Here is a 26,586-nt window from a genome sequence, read left to right as displayed (position 1 = left end):
GAATGTCCTGCAGGGGTCAATCCGGCTTCAGCGCCGTGACCTCGATCTCGATCTTCATCGCAGGATCGACCAGACCTGCGATAATCAGCGTCGCAGCCGGCCTCACCTCGCCGAAATAGGTCTTCATCACCGGAAGACACGGCTTGAAGTCCTGAGGGCTGGTAAAAATGTACTTCACCCGCACGACGTCGGCGAGGCTCGCGCCCGCCTGCTCCAGCGCCTTGGCGATGTTGCGGAAGCACTGGTCGGCCTGCGCGGTCACGTCCTCCGAAATCGACATGGTCTCGTAATTGAAACCCGTCGTACCGGAGACGAACACCCAGCGCCCGTCCACGACAGCGCGCGAGTAGCCCATCTCAAGCTCGAACGGAGATCCGGACGAGATGAGTTTGCGCGGCGCGTTCGTCATCTCACGCGAACTCCAGGATCACGGCATCGACGGCCAGGCTGTCGCCGGCTTTCGCGTTGACCTTCTTGACCACGCCGTCGCGCTCGGCCCGGAGAATGTTCTCCATCTTCATGGCCTCGACGACCGCCAGCGCATCGCCCGCCTTCACTTCCGCGCCCTCGCTGGTGTGGATCGCCTTGACGAGACCCGGCATCGGGCACAGCAGGAATTTGCTCATGTCGGCCGCGGCCTTCACCGGCATCAACGACACCAGCTCCGCCTCGCGCTCGGTATACACGTAGACCGGGCTCTGAATGCCGCGATAGGAGAGCGTCACGCCGTTGAGGATCGGGCGCACCTGCACCGACACCGCCTTGCCGCCGACGCTGCCCCGCCAAACCGGATCACCGGCCTTCCAGTCGGACTTCACCGCGAGCGACTGCTCGACGGCCCCGTCCGTACCGAGGAAGCCGACCGTCAAATCCTCGTCGGTCGCGGTCACCTCGATCGTCTGGCGCTCGCCGCCGATATCGACCACGCGGCGCTTGGCGAACGTCACCGAGCCGTTGGTCATCTGGCCGTCGATCAGACGACGGCGCGCATTATGCTGGTGATCGATCGCCGCCGCGACCGCGGACAGCTCCTTGCGATCTTCGCCCTCGGCGACGCGAGGCGAGAAGCCCTCGGGATATTCTTCGGCGATGAAGCCCGTCGAGAGGCGTCCCTCGCGCCAGCGCGGATGATGCATCAGCGCGGAGACGAACGGCACGTTATGCTGGATGCCGTCGATATAGAACGCGTCGAGCGCGTCGGCCTGCGCATCGATGGCCGCGATGCGTGTCGGCCCGTGCGTCACGAGCTTCGCGATCATCGGGTCGTAGAACATCGAGATCTCGCCGCCTTCCTCGACGCCGGTATCGTTGCGCACCGTGATGCCGTCGTGCGTCCCCTCCTCGGGCGGGCGATACTTCACGAGCCGCCCGATCGAGGGCAGGAAGTTGCGGAACGGGTCTTCGGCGTAGACGCGGCTCTCGACCGCCCAGCCGGTGAGCTTCACGTCCGACTGCTTCATCGGGAGCTTTTCGCCCGCGGCCGAGCGGATCATCAGCTCCACGAGATCGACGCCCGTGATGAGCTCCGTCACCGGATGCTCGACCTGGAGGCGCGTATTCATTTCCAGGAAGTAGAAGCTCTTGTCCTGGCCCGCCACGAACTCCACCGTACCGGCGGAATCGTAGCCTACGGCCTGCGCGAGCGCGACGGCCTGCTCGCCCATGGCGCGGCGCGTCTTCTCGTCGAGCAGCGGCGACGGGGCCTCTTCGATGACCTTCTGGTTGCGGCGCTGGATCGAGCACTCGCGCTCGCCCAGATAGACCACGTTGCCGTGCTTGTCGCCGATGAGCTGGATCTCGATGTGGCGCGGATCGACGATGAACTTCTCGATGAACATCCGGTCGTCGCCGAACGACGCCTTGGCTTCCGAGCGGGCCAGCGGGAAGCCTTCTTCCACTTCGCGGCGATTGTGGGCGATACGCATGCCCTTGCCGCCGCCACCGGCGGACGCCTTCATCATCACGGGATAGCCGATCTCCTCGGCAATCTTCACCGCGTGCTTCTCGTCGGCGATCTCGCCCATGTAGCCCGGCACGGTCGAAACCTTGGCCGCGGCCGCCGCCTTCTTGCTCTCGATCTTGTCGCCCATGGCCGCGATGGCCTTGGGGTTCGGACCGATGAACACGACGCCGGCTTTCGCGAGCGCGACCGGGAATGACTCGCGCTCCGAGAGGAAGCCGTATCCGGGGTGAACCGCCTCCGCGCCCGTCTTCTTGCAGGCATCGACGATCTTATCGATCAGCAGGTAGGATTCGGCAGCGGGCGGAGGACCGAGGTGCACGGCCTCATCCGCCATCTCGACGTGCAGCGCGTCGCGATCCGCATCGGAAAAGACGGCCACCGTCTTGATGCCCATCTTGCGCGCGGTCTTGATCACACGGCAGGCGATTTCGCCGCGATTGGCAATGAGGATTTTCTTGAACATTATCCCTGGGCGCCCTGTCTCGATGTCGGGGAGTTGATCGGTCAGCTTTCTAGACGAATTCTATGAACCGCGTAAACCGCGATAAATCGCGGCGGGCGAGCACGGCGTGACGGAATTATGAACGGCTAGGCCCGGGCCAAGCCTCACGCCGCGGCGAAAGCGGCGTTCTCAACCCCGCCGCATCGGCAAACCCTTTAAAAGCCGTGATATTTCAGGCGGCCCGGCCGTCCCGCACGGTCGCGCCGATCAGGCGTTCCCGGCGCAGATGCGCAGCCACCGCCGCCGCCACCGGAGAGCGCGGCTCTTCGGCATCGAGCCGCGCCGAGAGCCAGCCCTGCTCGTCCGTGACCAGCCGTTCCCCGGTCACGATCTCGATCCTCTGCCGTTCGAGACGCGCCAGCGCCCGCTCTTCGCTCGACGGCAGGTGATAGTCGTGCGTCAAAAAGCCGAGGGCAGCGGCCACCTGCCGGTCGAGTGGCAAAGGCTGCCCCGCCGACACGCGCGGCCGAAGCGCTACGGAACGCGGCGGCACGGCATAGCCTTGCTCTGCCAACAGCACGTTCGACATCGCCTTCGCGAACAGATCCACCCACGCGGGCGGCACCGGCCGGGCCGACACGGCCTCGTCGATGGCGATCAGGATCTCTGCCTCGGCCCGCGTGAGCGCGAGCGCACTGTCGCCCGCGAATGCATTGAGGATCGTGCGGATCAGCGCGATATCCTGCTCGCCGATGGTGCCGGGCACCGGCGGCTGGCCTTGCCCCGAGCGCAACGGACCGAATCCATGGATCGCGGCCCCCGCCACCTGCGCGAGCGCAAACGTCGCGAGACTGAGCGGGAACCAGCGCGCCTTCCCGAGGATCGCAACCAGCAGATCCAGTTCCGCACGGTTGGCGATCCACCCATCCGTAGAAAGCCGTGAGATGAGCCAATCGCTCTTCTCCGCCGTGATGTAGCCTTCGGGGCCGCTCTGGTTGAGAATGTAGTCGCCGATCAGATCGCCCAGGAACCCGCCCCAGGAGGGCGCCTGCACCGGGCACGTGCGGTTGAGCCGGAGCAGCGTCTCGGCTTCGTCCTCGTGAATGTCGGGATCGTCCTGGAACGCTGCCCTGAGGCGCGCGACGTCGCCATCCTTGATGCTGCCGCGGGACTCGAATTCCTCAACGGATACAGACTTAACCACGCACATGCCACTTCCCCGCCCCGACGCTCCCGTGGATGTCCAAGCTAGGCGAGCATCCTTACCAATCGCCTAATGTCCGCACCGCTTCGACGCAGGCAAAAACTTCAGCACACGGCAGGTGTGGCCGCCGTGCCGCACGGAAATCTCGCCGCAACCGAAGCCGGGAGATCGAGTGTCGCGCACCCTTCACGACCCCTTGAGTTCTCCCGATCGCTCTATAGGGTGGCGCGCATCATGAACCCCACCGTCCGCTTCGCGCCGAGCCCCACCGGCACGCTCCATATCGGCAACATCCGCACCGCGGTGTTGAACGCGCTCCTCGCCCGCAAGGACGGGGGCACGTTCATGCTCCGCCTCGACGATACGGATCGCGAGCGCTCCACCGAGGAATTCGCGGAGGCCATCCGCACGGACCTCCGCTGGCTCGGCCTCGACTGGGAGCGCGAGGAGCGCCAGTCCGACCGCCTCGGCCGCTACGCTGAAGTTGCAGAGACCCTCAAAGCCAGCGGCCATCTCTATGCCTGCTACGAGACGGAAGCCGAACTCGACCTCAAGCGGAAACGTCTGCGCGCCCGCGGCCTGCCGCCGATCTACGACCGCACGGGCTTGCGCCTTTCCGACGAGGACCGCGCGAAACTCGAAGCCGAAGGCCGCCGGCCGCACTGGCGCTTCCGCCTCCCCAATTCCGGCCCGGAAAGCGGCCTCAGCCCCCTCCCCACCGTCGTCTCCTGGAACGACATGATCCGTGGCGACCAGACGGTGGATCTGGGTTCGCTCTCCGATCCCGTCCTGATCCGCGAGGATGGCTCGCCGCTCTACACGTTCACGAGCGTCGTCGACGACATCGACTTCTCGGTCACGCACATCGTGCGCGGCGAGGACCACGTCACCAACTCCGGCGTGCAGATTGCGATCTTCGAAGCCCTCGGCGCGGAGCCGCCCGCGTTCGGCCACCACGGCCTCCTGATCAGCGCCGACGGCACCGCCCTCTCGAAGCGCACCGGCTCGCTCTCGATCGGCTCGTTCCGCGACGCAGGGCTCGAACCGATGGCCGTCCTGAGCTACGCCGCGCTGATCGGCACCTCCGACGCCATCGAGCCACACGGCGCCATAGAAGACCTCGCCGCCCTCTTCGATCTCGGCAAGGTCTCCACCACGCCCGCCCGCTTCGACGCGGCAGAACTCAGAAACCTGAACGCGAAGCTCCTCCACAAAACGACCTTCGACGCCGTAGCGGACCGCCTCGCTGCGTTCGGCGTCGGCGGCAGCGCCGAATTCTGGGAGGCCGTCCGCGGCAATGTCGCCGTACTGGAAGACGCACGCGACTGGTGGCAGGTCGCCACGAGCGACATCGACCCGGTGATCGAAAACAAGGATCTCACCGACACGGCCGCCACGCTGCTGCCATCCGAGCCGTGGGATGGCGACACCTGGAAGACCCTGACAGCCGCGGTTTCGAGCGCCACCGGCCTCAAGGGCCGCGCCCTCTTCCACCCGCTCCGCCTCGCCCTCACCGGCCGCGACGCAGGCCCGGAGTTGAAAGCCCTGCTGCCCTTCATCGGCCGCACGCGCGCCGAAGCCCGCCTAAAAGGTCTAATAGGTTAGGCAAAACGGCATCCTCGCTTCGCGCACCTTGAGCGAAGACCCATACCCTCGTCGGTGATGTAAAAATAAAGCCCTACTGCGTCGTCGTCGACCAGGGCAGCTCTTCCTGTCCGCCGCCGAAGGCCGGCTGGCCCGGATCGACGCCTGCCGGCGCGCCTTCGGTCGCCCAACCGCCCGCCGCACCCGCTGCGGCTCCATGCGGAGGAAGCGTACCCTCCGGAGGCTGGTATTCCGCCACCTTGCAGGAACAGCCCTTCACATACTCCTTGCGGTAGCGGAAAGCCGTCTTGAGCTGCGAATAGGCCTCGTTGGTGCTGGCCGCCACGGCCTGCTCCATGCCCGCGCCGGGGTTCTGGTGATAGTAGAGCGCCGCCGGCGACGCGCACCGCGACTGGCACACGTCCTCGTCGCGCTGGAAGTGGTTCGGCAACGTCGAGAAGCTCACCGGGAAATAGTAGCCGTCGCAAAGGCGGACGCACACCGTCCGGTAGGTGGCATACGGCAAGGAGCCGAAACCCGACCGGCCCGCGGTGCCGCTGCTTTCCTGGTCTTCCCAGAAGCCGAACGACCCGCTGTCCTGCCGCCGCGCCTGCTGCTGGTAGGTGGCCCCGCAATTGTTGCGAGCAAGCTCGCGGACGATCTCGTCCTGATACGAGCGGCCCGACGACGCCTGAAGCTGATGCAGGCGCGATTCGATTTCGTCCATCCGCCGGCGCCCCGCCTCCACCTGATTGGAAAGGTCGATGCACTTGCGTGTCCGCCTGAGCGTTTTCGAGAACAGGAAATACTCGTAGCAGTCGCTGCGTTCGAGCTGCTGGCGTTGCGTGCGATAGCTCCGCTCCACGTCGCGAAGCTCGGCCTCAAGCTGGGGTACGACGTTGGCGCTGCCGCGCTGGCCTTCCTGCACGAGCCGCCGCTCCAGATCCAGGCAGATCGGGCTTCGCCCCGGCTGCGCCCCATGAGAGGGCGGCGGCGGCTCGTTATAAGGATCGGTGTAGGGATCGTTGTAGACCGGCTCGCGCGGCGTCGGCGGCGGTCGCTCTTGCTGCTCGCCCCCGCCGCTCCACGGCCACCAGCCCTGCGCGAGCGCGGGCACAGCAAATCCGGTCGCCAGAGCAGCCGCAACCACAAAACCGAGCACGGCATTCTTGCCGGCTTTGGACACAGACGTATCCATGGCCTTCGCTGCGAGGCGTGAGGTCCGGCTGAGACAGCCGCTATTGCGAGACGTTGTCATCGATCCATCGAATGTCGGGGACCGAAGCATCCCCTGAAAAAGCAATCGCTTTCACCATATCATGCGAGCCGGATAAGGGGTCAATGCGGGAGAAATGCGGCGTCTCCCCACGTCTCCGCTTTTCCCCCGTCATTTCCCCTAGGTCCGCGGATTCGGAGAAGCCCGACGGCGCTTGACGCCCCGCAAGGCGCCCCGCATAACTCGCCCCATGATCGCCACGCTGCGCAAACCTGCCGTTATCGATTGCGGCGACATTATCATTTCGGGCTAGCTCCTCCCGCTGGCGCGCGGCCTCGTTCTTTGCCTCATCACAAGACAGAGAAACGCCCCGCCGGACGGAGGACGGGCCCGCGTATCGCGCAGCACGTGGCGGGGACGCGGGGAAGCATGAGGAGGACCGGGTGTCTCTGACGCTCTATAATACGCTGACGCGCCGCAAGGAGACATTCGAGCCCTTGGATGCCGAAAACGTGCGCATGTACGTCTGCGGCCCCACGGTCTACGACTACGCCCACATCGGCAACGCGCGCCCCGTGATCGTCTTCGACGTGCTGTTCCGGCTCCTGCGCCACACCTACGGCGCGGGCCACGTCACCTATGTCCGCAACATCACGGACGTGGACGACAAGATCAACGCGCGCGCGGCAACGGAATTCCCGGACCTTCCGCTGAACGAGGCCATCCGCCGCGTCACCGAAGCGACCGAAAAGCAATTCCACGACGACATCGCCGCCCTCGGCGTTCTTCCGCCCACCGTCGAGCCGCGCGCCACCGAGCACATCGAGGAGATGCGCCGCCTCATCGACGCCCTCGTCGCCAACGGTCACGCCTACGTCGCCGAAGATCATGTCCTCTTCGACGTCGCCTCGATGCCCGATTACGGCCGCCTCTCCAACCGCTCGCTCGAAGAGATGGAGGCAGGCGCCCGCGTCGAGGTCGCGCCTTACAAGAAAGGCGCGATGGACTTCGTGCTCTGGAAGCCGTCGAAACCGGGCGAACCGTCATGGCCCTCGCCCGCTGGCATCGCCACACCCGGCCGCCCCGGCTGGCACATCGAATGCTCGGCCATGTCGGAGCGCCACCTCGGCCCCGTCTTCGACATTCACGGCGGCGGCATCGACCTGGTGTTCCCCCACCACGAAAACGAGATCGCGCAATCGCGCTGCGCCCACGGCACGCCCGCGATGGCGAAGGTGTGGATGCACAACGGCTTCCTGCAGGTGGAAGGCGAGAAGATGTCGAAGTCGCTCGGCAACTTCATCACCATCAACGAATTGCTCGCCACGAAGAAGTTCGGCGCCAACCAATGGCACGGCCGCGTCGTCCGCCTCGCCATGCTCGGCACGCATTACCGCCAGCCCATCGACTGGACGGCCGACCGCCTGCTCCAGGCCCGCGCGACGCTGCTCGACTTCGCCGATCTTCTCACGGGCGTTAAAGCGGCCGATGCACCGAGCGCCGACGTCGTCGCCGCGCTTTCGGACGACCTCAACACGCCGAGCGCCCTTTCGATCATCCACGGCCTCGCCAAGTCCGCCCGCCGCAATCCCGAGACAGCCGCCGAACTCAAAGCGACGCTCGAATTCCTCGGCGTCTACGGCGGCGAAACGCGCGACGAATTGAACGTCGGCGTCGAAGCCGTCGCCGTCGACGAAGCGAAAGTGGACGAACTCGTCACCGCCCGCCTCGCCGCCCGCCGCGCGAAGGACTTCAAGGAAAGCGACCGGCTGCGCGACGAACTGGCCGCCATGGGCGTGGCCGTAAAAGACGCCAAAGACCCCGCGACAGGCGACATCGTCACCACCTGGGAGATCGCACGATGAGCGACGACTGGAAGAAAGACACGCCGTTTCCGAAACACTGGCTGTTTTACGTCGTGGTCAAGGTCGGGATCGTCGTCATGGCGGTGATCCTGTCCTACTATCTCGCCCACAGCCAAGGCTGGATCTGAACCGTGGCACGCATGAAACCGGCCTATCCGCTGCGTCCGTTTCTCATCCCCGATACGGCAGGGCTACAAGACCTGTTCGCCCAGTCGATCGAGGAACTGACGGCCGACGACTACAACGAGGACCAGCGCCTCGCGTGGGTCTCGACCGCAGCCGACGCGGAAGCCTTTGCCGAGCGTCTCGCAGGCATGGTCACGCTCCTGATCCAGGTGGACGGAGAGTATGCGGGCTTCGGGTCTCTCAAGGACAACAAGACGCTGGAGATGCTCTACGTGCATCCCTACTACGCGGGCCAGGGTATCGGCACCGCACTCGCGGACGCGCTCGAACGCATCGCGGCAGGGCGCGGCGCAACCGAGATCGCGGTCGACGCGAGCGACACCGCCGTACCCTTCTTCGAGGCGCGCGGCTACGCGGGCACCCAACGCAACATGATGCCCCTCGACGACCAATGGCTTCCCAACACCACGATGAAGAAGCCGCTCGGCAAAAAGCAGGACGACGCCTGACGCGACCGGAACGGGACGGACGATGACCAAGGAACGCCTCTACCTGTTCGACACAACTCTCCGTGACGGAGCGCAGACGACGGGAGTCGATTTCTCGATCGATGACAAGCGGCGCATCGCGACCCTGCTCGACGGCCTGGGCCTCGACTACATCGAAGGCGGCTATCCCGGCGCCAACGACACCGACACGGCGTTCTTTGCGTCGAAGCCCGCGTTCAGGCGCGCCCGTTTCACCGCGTTCGGCATGGTGAAACGCGCCGGACGCTCCGTCTCGAACGATCCAGGCCTCCAGGCTCTCCTGGCATCCGCCGCCGACAGCATCTGTCTGGTCGCAAAGGCGTGGGACTATCATGTCCGCGTCGCGCTCGGCATCACGAACGAAGAGAACCTCGCGTCCATCGCGGACAGCATTGCCGCCGTCGTCGCGACGGGCCGCGAAGCGATGCTCGACTGCGAGCACTTCTTCGACGGTTACAAGGCCAACCCGGCCTACGCCCTCGAAGTTGCGCGCACCGCGCTCGATGCGGGCGCCCGCTGGGTCGTTCTCTGCGACACCAACGGCGGCACGCTTCCCCACGAAGTCGAACGCATCGTCGGCGAAGTGACGAACCAGCTCCCCGGCGACCGCCTCGGCATCCACACCCACGACGACACGGGAAACGCGGTTGCTAACACGCTCGCCGCCGTGCGCCAGGGCGTCCGCCAGATCCAGGGTACATTGAACGGCCTCGGCGAGCGCTGCGGCAACGCCAACATGACGACGCTGATCCCGACGCTGCTGCTCAAGAGCGATTTCGCCACACGCTTCGAAACCGGCGTCACGCCCGAAGCGCTGCGCACGCTCACCCACGCGAGCCGCGTGCTCGACGACCTCCTGAACGAAGCCCCGCGCCGCCAGGCCCCTTACGTGGGCGAAGCGGCCTTCGCCACCAAGGCCGGCATCCACGCGTCCGCGATCCTGAAGGACCCGGAGACCTACGAGCACGTGCCGCCCGAAGCCGTCGGCAATCAGCGCCGTCTGCTGGTCTCCAAGCAGGCCGGCCGCTCGAACGTACTGGCGTCGCTCGAACGCCTCGGCCTCGCCGCCGATAAGGACGACCCGCGCATCCAGACCCTGCTCGACGAGGTCAAGGCACGCGAGAGCGCGGGCTATGCCTATGAAGCCGCCGAAGCCTCGTTCGAATTGCTTGCCCGCCGCCACCTTTCGGGTGTCCCGCGCTATTTTTCGGTCGACAGCTTTCGCGTCATGGTGGAGCGCCGCCACAACGCGGTGGGCGAACTCGTCACCGTCTCGGAGGCGACCGTCAAAGTCTTCGTCAACGGCGAGACCGATGCGCTGTGGTCGGCCGCCGAAGGCAACGGCCCGGTGAACGCTCTCGATGGCGCGCTCCGAAAGGATCTCGGCCGCTACCAGAAGCACATCGATAGCATCGAGCTGGTCGACTATAAGGTGCGCATCCTGACGGGCGGCACGGAAGCGGTGACACGCGTTCTCGTCGAAACCATGGACCACGCCACCGGCGAGCGCTGGCTGACGGTTGGCGTGTCCCCGAACATCATCGACGCGAGCTTCGAAGCGCTCCTCGATTCCATCAACTATAAGCTCCTGAAGTCGGGAGCCGTTGCGGCATAGACCGCCGCGCGGGAGGCCATCATGCGCATTCTGGTCCCTTCGGTACTGCTGGCAGCGCTCGCGGCAATCGCATCCTACACCGCGGCCAGCGCCGACGACGTCCCGAGCTACGCCGCGCCGACCGCTCCGGCCGCGTCTGCACCCGAAACCCTCACCGCGCGCGACGTGATTTCCCTGCTGTTCAAGACGGCGCCCGACACCGCGCCCGACCTCAGAAACCGTGACCTCGCGAACCTCGACCTCGCCGAGCTCGACTTCAAGCAGGCGAACCTCTCGGAGACCAACCTGTACGGCGCCGACCTCTCGCGTACGAACCTCAGCGGCGCAAATCTGCGAGGCGCCCGCCTCGACCGCGCGAAAGTCACCTCCGCCGACTTTACAGGCGCAGACCTCACCGACGCCCGCATCCTGCGCCCCACGATCTTCACGACCCTCGATGCCGCAAAGGCGGAAGCCCCGCGCTTCACCGGCGCGCGTCTCGTCCGCGTCCGCTCCGACGGCTGGCTCGACGGCACGGACTTCTCGGGCGCCGATCTCACGGGAGCCGTCTTCGGCGGCGGCCACGCGCACGAGCAAACGCTGTTCTCGCCGACTAGCCTGATCGGCGCGAACTTTACGGGCGCCATCCTGAAGGAAGCGAAGTTCCCAAGCGCGCATTTGAAATATGCGCGTTTCGTCGATGCGGATCTTTCGGACGCCAACCTGCGCGGCGCGCATCTTCTGGGCGCCGATTTTACGCGCGCAAACCTCTCAGGCGCGGACCTGACCGGTGCCAACCTCGACGGCGCGGATCTCCGCACCGCCCGCGGCCTCGACAAAGTGATCGGCCTCGAAGACACCCTCAACTTCGATGCCGCGCGCTTGGCGGGCAGCCGTTGATCTCTTCGCACTTCGGGATATTTCCCTTGAAAGCCCAGGCGCAACCGGCAAAACAGAACCGGAAGGTGCGCGCCCGCGTATCCCAAGGCATGGGACAAATCTTCATGCGGTACGGAAATCACCGTGCAGGCCGCTTCCAATCGGCCGCCCTCCTGGTTGCTCTCGCGGCATCCGCCGTATCGTTGTGCAACGCTGCCGCCGCCGGAGATGTGCCGAGCTATTTCGGATCCGGGTCCGAAGAGCGAGACGCCGGCACGCGTCTCACCGCCCGCAGCGTCTTCGAGCGGATTTTCCAGGCACCGCCCGAAACGCGTCCCGATCTCCAGAAGGCGGACATGACCCGCCTCGATCTGGCCGAACTCGATTTCAAGGCCGCCCTTCTCGCAGGTTCGGACCTTTACGGCACCGATCTCTCCCGCGCCACCCTGGCGGGCGCGTCCCTCGTCGGCGCGAAGCTCGACCGCGCGACCATCACCGCAACCGACTTCTCCAACGCGGACCTCACCGACGCGCGCATCATCCGCCCCACGGTCTTCACCACGCTTGATGTCGCATCCGGCGAGGTCCCGAAGTTCACGGGCGCCAAACTCGTCCGCTTCCGCTCCGACGGCCATTTCGACCGCGCAGATTTCACCGGCGCCGATTTGACCGGCGCCGTCCTCGGCCGCACCGCCGTGCGCGAGTCTTCGGTAAATGCCCCCGCCAGCCTCGTCAGCGCCAACTTCACCCGCGCCATCCTGAAAGACGCAACGCTGGCGAACACGTCCCTCAAGTATGCCCGCTTCGTGAACGCGGACCTCAGAGGTGCGAACCTGAAAGGCGCCGACCTGATCCAGGCAGACTTCACCGGCGCCGATCTGACAGGCGCGGACCTCACGGGCGCCAACCTTTACGAAGTGGATCTTCGCACCGCCCGCGGCCTCGACACGGTGATCGGCCTTAAGGAGACGCAGAACTTCGAAACCGCCCGCTTCGCCCATAGTTTGGACGACAATTAACCTCCGCTTGGCAAATCCGGCCTAGGGTCGCCGTTCGTCTCTATTCGGAGTTCCCGCGATGTCTCGCCGTTTCGCGTTAGTGCTTTGCACTGTCGCTTTCGCTCCAGCACACGTTTATGCGGACACACATCACGACTGCAACGACAGAGAGAGCACCGTCGACATCACCCAATGCCTTGCGGACACGGCGGACAAGCTGGATGGCATCATCGACTCGCTCGTGGGAAAAGCGGAATCCGGTGCCGCGCCGGATGTCGCCGAAGCCATGAAAGCTGCCCAGAACGCATGGCTGAAATACCGTGATGCCGCGTGTCTCGTGCATCGCCTGGGCGAGGGCAGCATCGCCGCAATCGAAGCTGCAGAATGCCGCGTACGTCTAACAGGCCAGCGCCTCGGTGAGCTCAGGCACGTCAGCGAGTAAGCGTCGCCAAGCCGCCTGTTCTTGATCTTTGCCCGCAGGAGTGGAAAACAGCGGCCAACGATGTCCTGACCCTGGGCCGCCAATGTCCGTTTCCCTCAATTTCTCCTCGCTCGCCGACGGCACCATCGTCTCGCCGTTCTCGCGCCTGCGCACGCTGCTCGACGGCATCCCGCCCGGCCATGAGCGCGCCATCGACCTGACGCTCGGCGAGCCGCGCGAGACGATGCCCCCGTTCGTCGGGGCCAAGCTTGCCGAGGCCGAAGCGCTTCTCGCCAAGTATCCCGCAATCAAGGGCTCCGACGACCTCCGCCAGGCCATCGCCGATTGGATCGGCCGTCGCTACGGCCTCCCAGGCTTCGTCGACCCTGCCCGCGAGATCCTGCCCTGCAACGGCTCGCGCGAAGGGTTGTTCTATGCCGCCTTCCCCGCCGTCGCCCGCAAGGATTTGAACGGCCGCCGCCCGGCGATCCTGATGTGCAATCCCTACTATCAGGCCTATCTCGGCGGCGCCCTCGCGACCGGCGCGGAACCCGTCTTCCTCGATGCCACGCAGGAAACCGGCCACCTGCCCGACCTCGCGGCCCTCGAAGCCGACGGCGACCTCCTCGCTCGCACCGCCGCAATCTATCTCTGCTCGCCCGCCAACCCTCAGGGCGCGGTGGCGGACGAAACCTACATCGCCTGCGCGCTTCGCATCGCCCGCGATCACGACATCATGCTCTTCTTCGACGAATGCTATTCGGAGATCTATTCCGGCGCGCCGCCCGCAGGCGCGCTCGAAGTTGCAGCCAAAACACCCGAACGCTTCCGCAACCTCGTCGTCTTCAACTCGCTCTCGAAGCGCTCGAATCTACCGGGCCTGCGCTCGGGCTTTATGGCGGGCGACGCCAAATTTCTCGAAAACCTGTTCGAAGTCCGCAATCTGATCGGCCCGCAGATGCCGGGCCCGGTGCAGCACGTCTCGGCCGCCGTGTGGGCGGACGAAGCGCACGTCGCCGCCAACCGGCGCGCCTACGTCGAAAAATACGACGTTGCCGACGCCGTCCTCGGCACCCGTTTCGGCTACCGGCGCCCGCCCGGCGGCTTTTTCCTTTGGCTCGACACGAGTCAAATTGGGAACGGCGCTCACTTCGCCCTAACCTTATGGAAACGTTTCGGAGTCAAGGTCATCCCTGGTGCCTACCTGGCTCAGGCCGGCTCTCGTGGAACCAATCCGGGCGAAACCTACGTGCGGGTTGCGCTCGTTCACGATGCCGGAACGATCAGGGAGGCGCTCGAACGCTTCGTCCATGTTTCTGCGTAAGAGACGTTCGGCCCATGCCGTCCACTATCGGTTCCAATTCCCAGCGCCTTCTCCCGGCTTCCCTTGAGGCACGCCTCATCGGAACGCTCGGCCGTGGCTTGGGCGTGGTCCTGCTTTTGGTGCTCGCAGCCGTCTGGGCGAGCCTCGTCTCATGGTCCGTCACCGACCCGAGCCTCAGCCACGCCACCGGCGGCCCCATCCGCAACGCGCTCGGCGCGCCGGGCGCCATCGTCGCCGATCTCCTTCTGCAGACGCTCGGCCTTGCGGCCGCGATTGCGCTGCTGCCGCCCATGATCTGGGCCTTCGAGATGACGCTGTCCGAGCGCATCCCGGCCCTTTCGACGAGGCTCACGTTCTATCCGCTCGCCATCCTCGCGCTCGCAGGCACCGTTTCGGCGCTGCCCGCCACCGCATCCTGGCCGATCACGCATGGCCTCGGCGGCATCCTGGGCGACGTCATCTTCGACGCGCTTTCGAGCGTTCTCCGTCTTTTCAGCACCGGCAGCGCCTCGGCCGCGACCTGCATCCTTCTCGGCGGAGTAGGCTTTGCAGCCCTCTCGCGCTCCGCAGGCTTCGCCGGTACCTCTCTTCTGCGCTGGCCCGCCAAGCGGCACGACGCCCGCCCCGCGGCACGAGGCACCGCATGGAGCGCTCAGCACGAACCCGTGTGGTCCACGGCGCCCGCGCGCGCGAAGAGCCTCGTCACCGCACTCGGTGCGCTACGCCCATCGAGCTTCAAGAGCGAGCCCGCCAGCCGTCCCGTGTCCGACGCCCGTGAACCCATTCTTCCTGGCGCCGCATTCGCGAACCGCGCGCAACCCGCTCGGCCCAGCTTCGACGACACCGCGGCAGAATTCGACCACGACCTGGGCGACGATTTTGCGAACGACGAGCCGGAGCCCGAAATCCACGCGCTCGATCCCGACTTCGACAATTTGAGCCGCGCCATCGCCGAACGGTTCGCGCCCGCGGGCGCGCGCCCGGTCCCGCGCGAAGCGGTCGAACGCGCACCGGCGCAACAACGCGAGCCAGCCGCCGCCGCACCAGGCAACCACGAAGATCTGCCGCGCTTCATGCGTGGCCAGGCGCCGCGCCCCGATGCGCAGTCCGCCGAGGCACCTGCCGCGCAAACGCCGCCTGCTGCGAGCAAGCGCGGCGAGCCCCAGCGCGGCCCCGCGTCGAGAGGAATGGGCTCAAGCCTCCTGCGTGCCGTCGCCCAGCGCCGCTCCGCACCCGCATTCCGCCCGCCCGCGCCGTCACTGCTCAAGAAGAGCCCGCCCTCGAAATCCGGCAACGCCTTCTCGCAGACGGTGCTACGCGGCACCGCCCGCCTGCTCGAAGACGTGCTCGCCGACTTCGGCGTGAAGGGCGAAGTGCGTGACGTAAAGCCCGGCCCGGTCGTGACGCTCTATGAGCTTGAACCCGCGCGCGGCACCAAGGCGACGCGCATCATGGCGCTCGCCGATGATATTGCCCGCTCGATGAGCGCCGCATCCGCCCGCGTGGCCGTCATCCCCGGCCGCAACGTCATCGGCATTGAGCTTCCCAACGCGCGCCGCGAGACCGTCGGCCTGCGCGAGCTGATCGAAAGCCCCGACTTCGCCGCCGCCGAAGGCGCGCTTCCGCTGACACTCGGCCGCTCCATCGGCGGCGAGCCCGTCGTCGCGGACCTCGCGCGCATGCCCCACCTGCTCGTCGCCGGCACCACCGGCTCCGGCAAGTCGGTCGGCGTCAACGCGATGATCCTGTCGATCCTCTATCGTCACACGCCCGACGAATGCCGCTTCCTGATGATCGACCCGAAGATGCTGGAGCTGTCCGTCTACAACGGCATCCCTCATCTGCTGACGCCCGTCGTGACCGAGCCCGAAAAGGCCGTCGGCGCGCTCAACTGGGTCGTGAGCGAAATGGAAGAGCGCTACAAGCGCATGGCGCAGCTCTCCGTCCGCAACATCGAAGCGTTCAACACCCGCGTGAAGACCGCCCGCGCCGATGGCCAGACGCTCGGGCGCACGGTGCAGACGGGGTTCGATCCCGAAACCGGCCAGCCCATCTACGAGCGCGAGGAAATGGACCTCGAACCGATGCCCTACATCGTCGTTGTGGTGGACGAGTTCGCGGATCTCATGATCACCGCCGGCAAGGACATCGAGACCGCCGTGCAGCGCCTCGCCCAGAAGGCGCGCGCCTCCGGCATCCACCTTATCATGGCCACGCAGCGCCCGTCGGTCGACATCATCACCGGCACCATCAAGGCCAACTTCCCGACCCGCATCGGCTTCCGCGTGGCGTCGAAGATCGACAGCCGCACGATCCTGAACGAGCAGGGCGCCGAGCAGCTCCTGGGCGCAGGCGACATGCTGTTCACCTCCGGCGCCGGACAGCTTCTCCGTGTCCACGGCCCGTTCGTTTCCGACGAGGAAGTCGAAGCCGTCGCCGATCACCTCCGCCAGCAAGGCGCACCACGCTATGTCGAAGGCGTCGCCGAAGCCCGGCCGTCGGCTGCGGATCGTGGCGAGGGCAGCGACGCGGCAGGCCGCGACAGCGGCGACAGCCTCTACGACCGCGCCGTCGCCCTCGTGCTCCGCGACCGGAAAGCGTCCACCAGCTACGTCCAGCGCCGGCTTTCCATCGGCTACAACCGCGCCGCCGACCTCATCGAGCGCATGGAGCGCGAAGGCCTGATCAGCGCGCCGAACCACACCGGCCGCCGCGAGATCCTTGTCGGCGATGCCTCCGGCCGCGACGTCGCCTGACATCTGCGCAGTGAAAACGCACCTTCGCTGTGAAAACCGAGGATCGCGTGCCGGGAAAGCTGGCTTTGCCCTCTCCTAGCCGCTAAATCTGACATATGGATTGTAGAGGGTCGCGTCGGAGCGGCGCGGCGGCCCGAAACCCGGACCTCGCCAACGTCTGGACCCCGTAAACGCGCGGTCACGCCAATTTGTGGTCGCAATGTTCGGTGAGACAATCCGATGCCGTCTCCGCAGGGAGAAGGCAGGGGCCCAATGGGACGGAACATGAAGAAATTCAACCTGATTGCCGCGGCAAGCCTTGCGCTTGCGCTCGTCAGCACTCCTGCCCTTGCCCAGGACGCCCCCGAAAACGCAGTCGCGCCGCCCGCGCCCGTCCCTGCCGCGCGCCCAAGCACCGATCCTGCTACGGCCCCTGACGCATCGCCCGCCGCAGAAGCCGCAGCGACTGGGTGGGACACCGAAGTCGCGACGCCCGGCAGTAGCGCAGGCGGGCTCTCCGACGCCCAAACCGCCGCGATCAAACAGGTCGATTCCTACTTTAACACCCTCGGCGATCTCAAAGGCGCGTTCGTGCAGACGACCGCCGACAACAAGCGGATGCGCGGCAAGTTCATGATGAAGCGCCCCGGCCGCTTCCGCTTCGATTATGCGCGCCCCTCGCGCCAGATCATCATTTCGGACGGCAAATATCTGGCCATCCAGGATCTCGACCTCAACAACGAGGATCGCGTCTCGCTCGACCAGACGCCGTTCCGGCTGCTCCTGCGCAAGGACGTCGATCTGATTCGCGACGCAAACATCGTCGAAATCCGCGAAAACGCGACCGCGATCGAGCTTGCGCTGCGCGACAAGAGCCCCGACGCTCCTGGCCAGATCCGTCTCACGCTCACCCGAGAGCCCGAACTCGCGATCAAGGAATGGATCACGACCGACGCGCAGGGCCTCGACACCCACGTCCAGGTTTCCGAACTCGTCACCGACGAGACCCTCGACGCCAAGCTGTTCCGGATCGAAACCGTCACGTTTTCGGGGTTCCATCCCGGCCAGTGACCTCGACCGAAGCCCTGGCCTGCAAGGGAATGTTTTGCAAGGCGAGCCGGATCGGCAAGCGAACGATCCAGGCAGATTTGGCGCTTTGCGCCGGCCGAATCACGGCACCATGGGGATATCGGGCATAAGTCAATCACTTTTTTGTGAGACGTGCCCTGCCCCCCTATTGAAAGCTGGCGTGTTGCGCTTATGTCAGCCTCATACAGGCGAGACCAAACTCATCGGTAGCTCCCCCGTCTAACCGAGGTCATCGCCTGGGACGCCGGCTTCCCTCCCGGCGTTATGCGCGAGAGCGCTAATACGCCCAGCCCCGCCCCCCGGGGTTGGGCGTTTCTCTGTCTGGAGCATATTCCCGCCGCCGAAGGCGTCATCCCAAGATGAACGCCGCCTGAAGCCCGTGTTCAGGACGGGTTCAAAGCGGCATCTCTAAAACTCATGCCATCACGCCGGCAACAGCCGGACGGTTTGCAAGACAAACGGAGATGGCAAGATGATCCGCACAACCGCATTCGCCCTCGCTGCCCTGATTGCGCTTCCCACCGTCGCCTCCGCGCACGGCAACGACGCCCGCATGACAGAGCAGGCCGGCATGATCGAACGCGGCCGCCAGGATGGCTCGATCACCTGGACCGAGGGCCTCAAGCTGCGTCAGGAGCAGCGCCAGATCGCCCGCGTCTACGAAGATTTCATGTCCGATGGCCGCGTCACCGCGAAGGAGCGGCGCATTGTCCACCGCTTACAGAACGAAGCCGAGCGCAACATATTCCGCGCCGCCGACAACAACCGGCAGCGCTTGAGTGTCCTCCCCCGCGTCGGCCGCTGATCGCAACCGGCATCCACACCCGCACGCCCACGACCTCCTGTCCTTCTTCCCTCCCACTGGGCCGATCGCAAGATCGGCCCTTTTTTCATGGGCCGACACGCACGAGCCCCACAAACCGCAACATGAACGAAAGCTGTCGAAGCCGTTCAAAACCGGTTCAAGCGCACGCTGTCATTCTCTTGTCTGAAGCCGGATGAATGCGGAGCCCGCAGTCCGGAGCATCTCGACCAAGGGAGACACCGCATGAAATTCTCAACGCTCACCAAGCTGTCGCTCGCCGCCGCAGCCGCAACGATGCTGACCCTCACGCCCGCACTTGCACACGGCAGCCGCTCGCATCACGGACACGGCTATCATGGCCACAACTACCATCACGGCGGGCATGGCTATCACGGCAAGCACAAGTACAGCCGCCACTACAAGCGCAATCGTCATTACGGCCACGGCGGCCGTCATTGGAAGCCGCGCTTCTACAACGCCTGGCGCTATGGCCACCGTCACGGCTGGTAAGCGCGCCGCCGGCCTTCCTCTCCTGTGCCACCTTGGGCCGGTCGAAAGACCGGCCCCTTCTTTCGTCCAGGTCCCTTGCAAGCTGGGGCCGATAGCGCCATGCTCCACACGTTCCAAGGGGCGCCGGTAGACCGGCTGAGATCGTTGTTCGCCAACGAGCACCCTCCGAACCTGATCCGGCTCGTACCGGCGAAGGGATGGACGCTGTTTTCCCATGCCTAGCCATGCCTACGCCTACGCGCGTGCGGATCGTCTCGCCATTCGAGCAAACTCGAAGAGAGATCGCATGGATACGTCGGTTTATCTCGCACGCCTGTCAGGTCCGGTGCTCGCCATAACCGGCATCGGCATCCTGATCTGCCCGAACAAATCCGCAGCCTGGCTGCTGCTTCCGAGTGAAATGCGCAACCTCCGGGCACCGCTCCTTTCGGAGACGCTGCTGCTGATCTCGGCGCTGGTCGTGCTCGCCGCCGCCGTCCCTTGTTTCTTCGGTTACATCGCCAACACCCGCACGGGAGACCGCTCATGAACGTCCACGATCCGAAATCGGTGCGCCCCGAGGTCACCACCGGCCCGCTTCCCGCATCGCGAAAAATCTATATCTCGCCGGCTGAGGCGCCCGACCTTCGCATCCCCTTGCGCGAAATCGCGCTCTCGCCGGAAAGCGGCGAGCCGCCCGTCCGCATCTACGATCCGTCCGGTCCCTACACCGATCCGGATATCGCCATTGACGTCGACAGCGGCCTCTCCCGCCATCGCCGGGCGTGGGTCGAGGAACGCGGCGGCGTCGAAGCCTACGAAGGCCGCACCATAAAACCCGAGGACAACGGCTCCGTCAGCGGACGTCATGCCGCGCGCACGTTCCCACCGTGCACACCCCGCTCCGCGCCCGCACTTCCCTCCCCCTTCGTGGGGAGGTCGGGAGGGGGGACGCCCGCACGTCTGCTGTCGAGCTTCCCCCACCCCTAACCCCTCCCCACAAGGGGGAGGGGAACTTCTCACCCAGCTCGAATACGCCCGCGCCGGCATCGTCACGAATGAGATGATTTACGTCGCCCACCGCGAGAACCTGGGTCGCGCCGCAGCGCTCGATCGTGCCAACGCCGCCCTCGCCGACGGCGAAAGCTTCGGCGCGGCGATCCCCGCCCACATCACGCCCGAGTTCGTACGCGACGAGATCGCCCGTGGCCGCGCCATCATCCCGGCCAACATCAACCACGTCGAACTTGAGCCGATGATCATCGGCCGCAACTTCCTCGTGAAGATCAACGCCAACATCGGCAACTCCGCCGTCACGTCGTCCGTGGAGGAAGAAGTCGAGAAGATGGTGTGGGCCATCCGCTGGGGCGCCGACACCGTGATGGATCTCTCGACCGGCCGCAACATCCACACCACGCGCGAATGGATCATCAGGAACGCCCCCGTGCCCATCGGAACGGTGCCGATCTACCAGGCGCTCGAAAAGGTCGGCGGCGATCCCGTCAAACTCACCTGGGAGCTTTATCGCGACACGCTGATCGAGCAATGCGAGCAGGGCGTCGATTACTTCACCATCCACGCCGGCGTGCGCCTCCCCTACGTGCCCCTGACGGCCAGCCGCGTGACCGGCATCGTCTCGCGCGGCGGCTCCATCATGGCCAAGTGGTGCCTCGCCCATCACAAGGAGAGCTTCCTCTACGAGCGCTTCGACGAGATCTGCGACATCATGCGGGCCTACGACGTGTCGTTCTCCCTCGGAGACGGCCTGCGCCCCGGCTCCATCGCGGATGCCAACGACCGCGCGCAGTTCGCCGAACTCGAAACGCTGGGCGAACTCACGAAAATCGCGTGGGACAAAGGCTGCCAGGTGATGATCGAAGGCCCCGGCCACGTGCCGATGCACAAGATCAAGGTCAACATGGAAAAGCAGCTCGCCCTCTGCGGCGAGGCGCCGTTCTACACGCTTGGGCCCCTCGTCACCGACATCGCACCCGGCTACGACCACATCACGAGCGGCATCGGCGCCGCCATGATCGGCTGGTTCGGAACGTCGATGCTCTGCTACGTCACGCCGAAGGAGCACCTCGGCCTGCCGAACCGCGACGATGTGAAAACCGGCGTCGTCACCTACAAAATCGCAGCCCACGCCGCCGATCTCGCCAAGGGTCATCCGGCCGCCCAGCTCCGCGATGACGCGCTCTCCCGCGCTCGTTTCGGCTTCCGCTGGGAGGACCAGTTCAACCTCGGTCTCGACCCTGACACGGCCCGCGCCTTCCACGACGAAACGCTGCCGAAGGACGCGCACAAGGTGGCGCATTTCTGTTCCATGTGCGGGCCCAAGTTCTGCTCGATGGAGATCACCCGCGAGGTCCGCGACTACGCCGCACGCCTGAACGAGCGCCAGGACGGCATGGACCAGATGAGCGAGCGGTTCCGCGAGATGGGCGCCGAGGTCTACGTCCCTGCGGACAAACCGTAGCCCGAACCCGCTAACCGTTTCTGCGTACGAAGCGGTAACGAAAACAGGAAAAAGGACGCTCCAGGGCGGAACAATACGGCCGAATCCGGTGTAGGATTGCTGATCTTCAGCCGAAGCACACTCTCGCAAACACAGAACGAGGGGTGAGCCGATGACCGCGATCCGATCCACTGCCGCCCTGGGGCTCTTAGCCTCCGCGTTGCTCTTTTCCTCACCCGACAGCGCACTCGCTGCCGATCCCGCCGTCTCCAAGGACGTCATCGCCGTCCAGCTCCGCAAGCAGGGGTTCGAGTGCAAGAACCCCGAGAGCGCGGAGCGGGAAAAGCACGACAGCAAGCCCGACGAGGCGGTCTGGCTGCTCACCTGCGAAGGCGCGCGCTACAAGGTGCAGCTCATCCCCAAGATGGCCGCCAAGGTCGAGCGCATTGCGGAAGAGCCCACCGGAGCAAGCCAACCCGCCACGCCACCAGCCGAGCAGCAGCCCTGATCGGGTTCCAATCCCATCGACCACGGCAAACGGGCACGCTAACGTCTTCTCCGTCAACGGAAGGGGAAGATCCATGCGTCTTAAGGGCTATCAGATCGGCGAACTCGTCGGCATCGCATTCCTGCTGGCATCCACCGCCACGCAGCTGTTCTACGTCGAGCCCTTGAAGCGCGAGATCGAATGGCGGCTCGTCGCCTTCAACAACCAGCAGCAGTCGCAAATTCAGCTCAAGGCGCTCTACGACAATCAGGTGACGCTGCTCCAGCAGCTGAACGCACCCGCCGAACGCATTGCCGACGCCGAAGAACGGCGTGAAAAAATCCTCAACGCCTATAAGAACTCCGACGCCGACGTCGCCGAGCTGGTGATCGGGCACCAGGAGATCGAAGGCTACCTGCAGATCGTCGTCATCGGACTGTTCGCAATCGGCTCGCTGCTCGCCGGCATCGGCCGCGTCCTCGAAATGCACACCGCCCGCCGCGCCGCGGGAAGCGAGGTTTGATTAGTCCGCCGCGATCGCCATCGCGCTAATCCAGCGCCGCCTGATCCTTCGCCTTCGCGAGTTCGGCTTCCACGGCGCGGATCACCTTCTCCGACTCCGGCGTCGTCTGCGAGAAGAAGCTCGTCACCAGCGCCCCGTCACGCCCGACAAGATACTTGTGGAAGTTCCACTTCGGCGCGTTCAGCCAGCCCAGTTCCTCGCGCGCCCACGCATAGAAGGGATGCGCCTCACTCCCCGTGACTTCGGACTTGTCGGTCATGGGAAACGTGACGCCGAACGTCGTCTCGCAGAAATCCTTGATCTCACCCGCCGCCTTCGGTTCCTGCGAGCCGAAATCGTTCGACGGCACGCCAACCACCTTAAAGCCCTGCGCTTCGTATTTCTCGTGCAGGGCCTGCAGCCCTGAATATTGCTTCGTGAACCCGCACATCGACGCGGTGTTCACAACCAGCAGCACCTGCCCGCGGTAGTCCGCAAGCGGCATCGGCTGACCGTCAATGGACGTGAACTCGAAATCCCAAGCGGTCTTCGACACGGCATCGTCGCCCGATGCGGCCCCGGCAGCGAGCCCCAACGGCGCAGCGATGAGCGCGGCAAGGGTTACGAGCTTTTTCATTTGCTTATCGCTCCTTCCGATTGGATCGCAGGCTGCCTTGTACTGTAGGCTCTCGGGCACACGCACGAAACCCCCGCCTTGCACCTTGTGCGCAGCACCCCCAAATGCGGGAAGCGTTTCGTCCATCCCTCCTTCTCCAATCCCACCAGCACACTGGAAAATTCCCATGTCTATCGAACCTATCCCGCAGGCCGCCGCCGGCACCGATCTCTTCAACCCCGTGCCGCTCGGCCCTTACACGCTCTCGAACCGCATCGTGATGGCGCCGCTCACCCGCTCGCGCGCCGATGAAAACGGTGTCCCCGGCGAGCTCCAGGCGACATATTACGCCCAGCGCGCCAGCGCCGGTCTCTTGATCGCGGAAGCGACCAACATCTCCCCCACCGCCAAAGGCTACGTCCTGACGCCGGGCATCTGGACGGCCGAGCAAGCCGAGGGCTGGAAGCTCACGACCAAGGCCGTGCACGACAAGGGCGGCCGCATCTTCCTCCAGCTCTGGCACGTGGGCCGTATCTCGCATCCCGACATCCAGCCGAACGGCGCGCTCCCCGTCGCACCGAGTGCCGTGCGCCCGGAGGGCCAGGCTTTCACGAATGACGGCTTCAAGCCGCACGTCACGCCCCGCGCGCTGGAGACGGATGAGATCGCGGGCATCGTCGCCGACTATGCGCACGCAGCCCAGCTCGCGAAAGATGCGGGCTTCGACGGCGTCGAGATCCACGCCGCCAACGGCTACCTCCTGCAGCAATTCCTCGCCGACAAGTCGAACCAGCGCACGGACCGCTACGGCGGCTCCATCGAAAACCGCACACGCATCGTGGTCGAGGTCACCGAAGCCGTCACCAAGGTCTGGGGCGGAGATCGCGTCGGCATTCGCCTCTCGCCGCTCACGACCTTCGGCGACACAGGCGACTCGAACCCCGAGCCGGTTTATCTCTCGCTGATCGACCAGCTCAATCCGTTCGGCCTCGCCTACGTGCACGTCATCGAAGGCGACACCGGCGGCACGCGCACGCCGGAGGGCGGCTTCGACTTGCAGAAGCTCCGCAAAGCCTTCAACGGCACCTACATGGTCAACAACGGCTACGACCTCGATCTCGCGCTCGAAGCGCGCCGCGAGAACTTGGCGGATCTCATCTGCTTCGGCCGTCCGTTCATCGCCAATCCCGATCTTGTCGAGCGTCTCCGCAACGGCGCACCGCTGGCCGAGGGCGATCAGGCCACCTTCTACGGCGGCGATGCGGGCGGCTACATCGACTACCCGCGTTGGGACGGAACCGTCACCGCGGCGTGAATCCGGCCCGCCAAACGGTTGCGGAAGCTATCCAAATCGTAACTTTGCATTTCCCGCGAAGCATGGCAGGCTTCCTCCATCGTTCAACAACTGGAAGGAGGTGATCCGATGTCGAGTGGGATCTTGAGGACGGCGATGTCGCGGTCACTTGGGTCGAAGCCGGATCAGCCTCTGGGCGCCGCTTAGGCACAAGCGACAAGCGGCTCCGGCGCCACAACCGCCGGCACACGCCGCCGAAATCTCACGAGGGGCTGCCTTAGGCAGCCCCTTTTGATTTTTGAGAACAAGAGACGAGCAGACCAGCGCGGACAGCGCTGCGCGGTCCGGTCTCAATTGAGAACGTCGATAGAGGCGCGGAACGTCTTCGGCCCACTGCGAAACACGAGCTCGACTTGGCCGGTCTTGAGCCCGCGCACCACGAACCGCGACGCACCCGATCCTCCGGCTTTCCGAACGGCCACGAGGCCCGCATTCCGCCCCGTGCCTTTGTCGAGCGCCCAGCCATCACCGTCGAGAACCAGTTCCGTTGCTTCCCCCACGTGCACGATCTGCCCGTCGCCCGCACGGCCCGGAGCCGCGAGCGCAAGCATGAGCGCCACCACGATCAGCCACACAACGAAGAATGAGCGGAAACCGAAACCCGTCGAGGTCATGGCAGCGCGAAGAACTCCAAATCACCTGCACCACAGCAGGCATGAGAGTCGTCGCATAAGGAGGCGATCCCCGGCAATCCATCCGGGCGCAACGTCCGGAAACAGCCGGTAAGCCGCGATTTCGCCCTATTCGTTTCCGCCGATCACTTCGACGAGAAACTCTTGTGTCTTGCTCGGCGCTTCGTCGCCCGATCTCACGTAATAGAACACGAGCATCGCTTCCCCGGACGCGACGCCGGTGACCTGAAACCGCTGCTTGGACGGCGCCCCGAGCACCGGCCGCTTGCCCGGTTCCGTCGCAGGCTTTGCATAACCCGCGTCCTCAACCGTCACGATTTCGGTGTTTTCGCTCGCAGCCACGTCGAGAACCCAGCGATAGCCGGTCGAAGGATTGCCGTCGAGTTCGAGCGTCGTCGTCGCGCCGACAGAGACCTGCGGATTTTCGTCGTTCGCGGCATGGGCCACGAAGGCAAACGTCATGAGCACCGCCGCCATGGCAGCGCATACGGTCGGGCGGCCAGTTCGTGAAACGCCAGTGCTGAACATGGTGCCTCCAGCCAAGCGTAAAGACGGTGCAGTCTGTCGACTGCATATCGCACGCCCCCGAACGCGCGTCCATCGGATTAGCAGCGGGCACCAGCTCCGGACCGCAACGGATCGACCAAAGCCCGATTGCCCCGCGACCGTCTCGCGACTAGGCGTTAAGCTCGCGATACCCGATCCTCTCATCCCCCCACAGGAAGGCGCGCCCATGCCCCTGCTTCGCTTCGACCTCATCGAGGGCCGCTCCGACGCCGAGCTTCAAATGCTGCTCGACGCCGCGCACCGCGCCATGCTCGCCGCCTTCAAGGTGCCCGGGCGCGACCGCTACCAGATCGTCCACGAGCATAAGCCCTCGCGGCTCATCGTCGAGGACACCGGGCTTGGCATCTCCCGCACGGAAAAGGTCGTATTTCTGCAGGTCACGAGCCGCCCGCGCGGGCGCGAAGCGAAGGAAACGTTCTATCGTCTGCTTGCGGAGGAACTAGAGAAAAGTTGCGGCATCGCGCCGGCCGACCTCGTTGTCTCGATGATCGAAAATACAGACGAGGACTGGTCCTTCGGACACGGCCGCGCCCAGTTCCTGACCGGAGAGCTGGGGGCAAAAGAGTAGCCCCAACGCCGCCGCTCGCCGTGGCCATGCCGCGACAGCGCGTCTGTCATAAAGCGATTAACGACAAATTTCCTCTACGTAGCCGTAATTGGCTCCATAGTGCTAACCCGTTGCCTGCGTATCAGGGGAGATTTAGCGTGT

Annotated in this window: 25 protein-coding genes, 1 pseudogene and 1 riboswitch; of the genes and pseudogenes, 19 read left to right on the top strand and 7 right to left on the bottom strand. The window is 65.2% G+C overall.

The window, feature by feature from the left end; genetic code table 11:
• Positions 1–16: 16 nt before the first annotated feature.
• From W911_RS08405 to W911_RS08395, 3 genes are all read right to left on the bottom strand, one after another.
• On the bottom strand, positions 17–409 hold the full coding sequence (locus W911_RS08405) for a RidA family protein (protein ID WP_023787117.1): 393 nt from the start codon (positions 407–409) through the stop codon (positions 17–19).
• 1 nt (position 410) lies between these two features.
• A complete protein-coding gene (locus tag W911_RS08400) occupies positions 411–2,426 on the bottom strand; it encodes an acetyl-CoA carboxylase biotin carboxylase subunit (protein ID WP_023787116.1) in 2,016 nt (671 codons plus the stop codon).
• Between the two features lie 211 nt (positions 2,427–2,637).
• On the bottom strand, positions 2,638–3,609 hold the full coding sequence (locus tag W911_RS08395; protein ID WP_144083565.1) for a hypothetical protein: 972 nt from the start codon (positions 3,607–3,609) through the stop codon (positions 2,638–2,640).
• A gap of 234 nt (positions 3,610–3,843) precedes the next feature.
• Here W911_RS08395 and gltX point away from each other — a divergent pair, with 234 nt between their 5' ends.
• Positions 3,844–5,214: a glutamate--tRNA ligase gene (gene gltX / locus W911_RS08390; RefSeq protein ID WP_041318068.1), complete on the top strand. Its 1,371-nt coding sequence runs from the start codon at positions 3,844–3,846 to the stop codon at positions 5,212–5,214.
• A gap of 73 nt (positions 5,215–5,287) precedes the next feature.
• On the opposite strand, the gene W911_RS08385 is transcribed toward gltX, so the two are convergent.
• Entirely contained in the window at positions 5,288–6,391 is a 1,104-nt protein-coding gene (locus tag W911_RS08385; RefSeq protein WP_023787113.1) for a DUF2865 domain-containing protein, read from the bottom strand.
• Between the two features lie 461 nt (positions 6,392–6,852).
• On the opposite strand from W911_RS08385, the gene cysS reads away from it, so the two are divergent.
• The 16 genes and pseudogenes from cysS to W911_RS08305 all read left to right on the top strand — a co-directional run bounded on the left by cysS (position 6,853) and on the right by W911_RS08305 (position 22,729).
• Positions 6,853–8,274: a cysteine--tRNA ligase gene (gene cysS, locus W911_RS08380; protein ID WP_023787112.1), complete on the top strand. Its 1,422-nt coding sequence runs from the start codon at positions 6,853–6,855 to the stop codon at positions 8,272–8,274.
• Entirely contained in the window at positions 8,271–8,402 is a 132-nt protein-coding gene (locus W911_RS18895; protein WP_023787111.1) for a hypothetical protein, read from the top strand. The genes cysS and W911_RS18895 overlap by 4 nt, the downstream gene beginning before the upstream one ends.
• 12 nt (positions 8,403–8,414) lie before the next feature.
• On the top strand, positions 8,415–8,909 hold the full coding sequence (locus W911_RS08375; protein ID WP_023787110.1) for a GNAT family N-acetyltransferase: 495 nt from the start codon (positions 8,415–8,417) through the stop codon (positions 8,907–8,909).
• Between the two features lie 22 nt (positions 8,910–8,931).
• Positions 8,932–10,542 (top strand): citramalate synthase, encoded by a 1,611-nt coding sequence (cimA, locus tag W911_RS08370; RefSeq protein ID WP_023787109.1) that lies wholly within the window; start codon positions 8,932–8,934, stop codon positions 10,540–10,542.
• A 21-nt stretch (positions 10,543–10,563) separates the two neighbouring features.
• Positions 10,564–11,421, top strand: a complete 858-nt coding sequence (locus W911_RS08365; protein ID WP_023787108.1) for a pentapeptide repeat-containing protein — start codon at positions 10,564–10,566, stop codon at positions 11,419–11,421.
• Positions 11,422–11,525: 104 nt separating this feature from the next.
• Entirely contained in the window at positions 11,526–12,419 is an 894-nt protein-coding gene (locus tag W911_RS08360) for a pentapeptide repeat-containing protein (protein ID WP_158412849.1), read from the top strand.
• Positions 12,420–12,477: 58 nt separating this feature from the next.
• Positions 12,478–12,840 carry a lysozyme inhibitor LprI family protein gene (locus tag W911_RS08355; RefSeq protein WP_023787106.1) on the top strand — a complete coding sequence of 121 codons (363 nt, stop codon included), beginning with the start codon at positions 12,478–12,480 and terminating at the stop codon, positions 12,838–12,840.
• Positions 12,841–12,922: 82 nt separating this feature from the next.
• On the top strand, positions 12,923–14,143 hold the full coding sequence (locus W911_RS08350) for an aminotransferase class I/II-fold pyridoxal phosphate-dependent enzyme (protein ID WP_023787105.1): 1,221 nt from the start codon (positions 12,923–12,925) through the stop codon (positions 14,141–14,143).
• 14 nt (positions 14,144–14,157) lie between these two features.
• On the top strand, positions 14,158–16,899 hold the full coding sequence (locus W911_RS08345; protein WP_023787104.1) for a DNA translocase FtsK: 2,742 nt from the start codon (positions 14,158–14,160) through the stop codon (positions 16,897–16,899).
• A 264-nt stretch (positions 16,900–17,163) separates the two neighbouring features.
• Positions 17,164–17,949 (top strand): LolA family protein, encoded by a 786-nt coding sequence (locus W911_RS08340; protein WP_244438642.1) that lies wholly within the window; start codon positions 17,164–17,166, stop codon positions 17,947–17,949.
• Between the two features lie 490 nt (positions 17,950–18,439).
• Positions 18,440–18,772 (top strand): hypothetical protein, encoded by a 333-nt coding sequence (locus tag W911_RS08335; RefSeq protein WP_023787102.1) that lies wholly within the window; start codon positions 18,440–18,442, stop codon positions 18,770–18,772.
• A 243-nt stretch (positions 18,773–19,015) separates the two neighbouring features.
• On the top strand, positions 19,016–19,282 hold the full coding sequence (locus W911_RS08330) for a hypothetical protein (protein ID WP_023787101.1): 267 nt from the start codon (positions 19,016–19,018) through the stop codon (positions 19,280–19,282).
• 106 nt (positions 19,283–19,388) lie between these two features.
• Positions 19,389–19,497, top strand: a riboswitch (TPP riboswitch).
• A gap of 71 nt (positions 19,498–19,568) precedes the next feature.
• Positions 19,569–19,811, top strand: coding sequence for a hypothetical protein (locus tag W911_RS08325; protein WP_023787100.1), 243 nt, complete (start codon positions 19,569–19,571; stop codon positions 19,809–19,811).
• Positions 19,808–21,740: pseudogene (gene thiC / locus W911_RS08315) on the top strand (phosphomethylpyrimidine synthase ThiC). The gene W911_RS08325 and the pseudogene thiC overlap by 4 nt, the downstream one beginning before the upstream one ends.
• Before the next feature lie 151 nt (positions 21,741–21,891).
• Positions 21,892–22,227 (top strand): hypothetical protein, encoded by a 336-nt coding sequence (locus W911_RS08310; protein WP_023787099.1) that lies wholly within the window; start codon positions 21,892–21,894, stop codon positions 22,225–22,227.
• Between the two features lie 73 nt (positions 22,228–22,300).
• Positions 22,301–22,729 (top strand): hypothetical protein, encoded by a 429-nt coding sequence (locus tag W911_RS08305; protein ID WP_023787098.1) that lies wholly within the window; start codon positions 22,301–22,303, stop codon positions 22,727–22,729.
• Positions 22,730–22,754: 25 nt separating this feature from the next.
• Here W911_RS08305 and W911_RS08300 read toward each other — a convergent pair whose 3' ends face one another.
• Complete coding sequence (locus W911_RS08300; RefSeq protein WP_041318050.1) at positions 22,755–23,345, bottom strand: glutathione peroxidase; 591 nt, start codon at positions 23,343–23,345, stop codon at positions 22,755–22,757.
• Between the two features lie 166 nt (positions 23,346–23,511).
• Here W911_RS08300 and W911_RS08295 point away from each other — a divergent pair, with 166 nt between their 5' ends.
• Positions 23,512–24,639 (top strand): alkene reductase, encoded by a 1,128-nt coding sequence (locus W911_RS08295; RefSeq protein WP_023787096.1) that lies wholly within the window; start codon positions 23,512–23,514, stop codon positions 24,637–24,639.
• A gap of 329 nt (positions 24,640–24,968) precedes the next feature.
• Here W911_RS08295 and W911_RS08290 read toward each other — a convergent pair whose 3' ends face one another.
• Together W911_RS08290 and W911_RS18345 are read right to left on the bottom strand one after the other, a co-directional pair.
• Positions 24,969–25,292: a hypothetical protein gene (locus W911_RS08290; RefSeq protein ID WP_023787095.1), complete on the bottom strand. Its 324-nt coding sequence runs from the start codon at positions 25,290–25,292 to the stop codon at positions 24,969–24,971.
• Between the two features lie 126 nt (positions 25,293–25,418).
• Positions 25,419–25,838, bottom strand: a complete 420-nt coding sequence (locus W911_RS18345; protein WP_158412848.1) for a protease inhibitor I42 family protein — start codon at positions 25,836–25,838, stop codon at positions 25,419–25,421.
• A 205-nt stretch (positions 25,839–26,043) separates the two neighbouring features.
• On the opposite strand from W911_RS18345, the gene W911_RS08280 reads away from it, so the two are divergent.
• Positions 26,044–26,445: a tautomerase family protein gene (locus W911_RS08280; protein WP_023787093.1), complete on the top strand. Its 402-nt coding sequence runs from the start codon at positions 26,044–26,046 to the stop codon at positions 26,443–26,445.
• The last annotated feature ends 141 nt before the right edge of the window (positions 26,446–26,586 follow it).

The organism is Hyphomicrobium nitrativorans NL23, from assembly GCF_000503895.1.
GTDB lineage: Bacteria > Pseudomonadota > Alphaproteobacteria > Rhizobiales > Hyphomicrobiaceae > Hyphomicrobium_C > Hyphomicrobium_C nitrativorans.
Note: the sequence above shows the minus strand (reverse complement) of the source record. Positions and strands in the feature narration are given on the sequence as shown.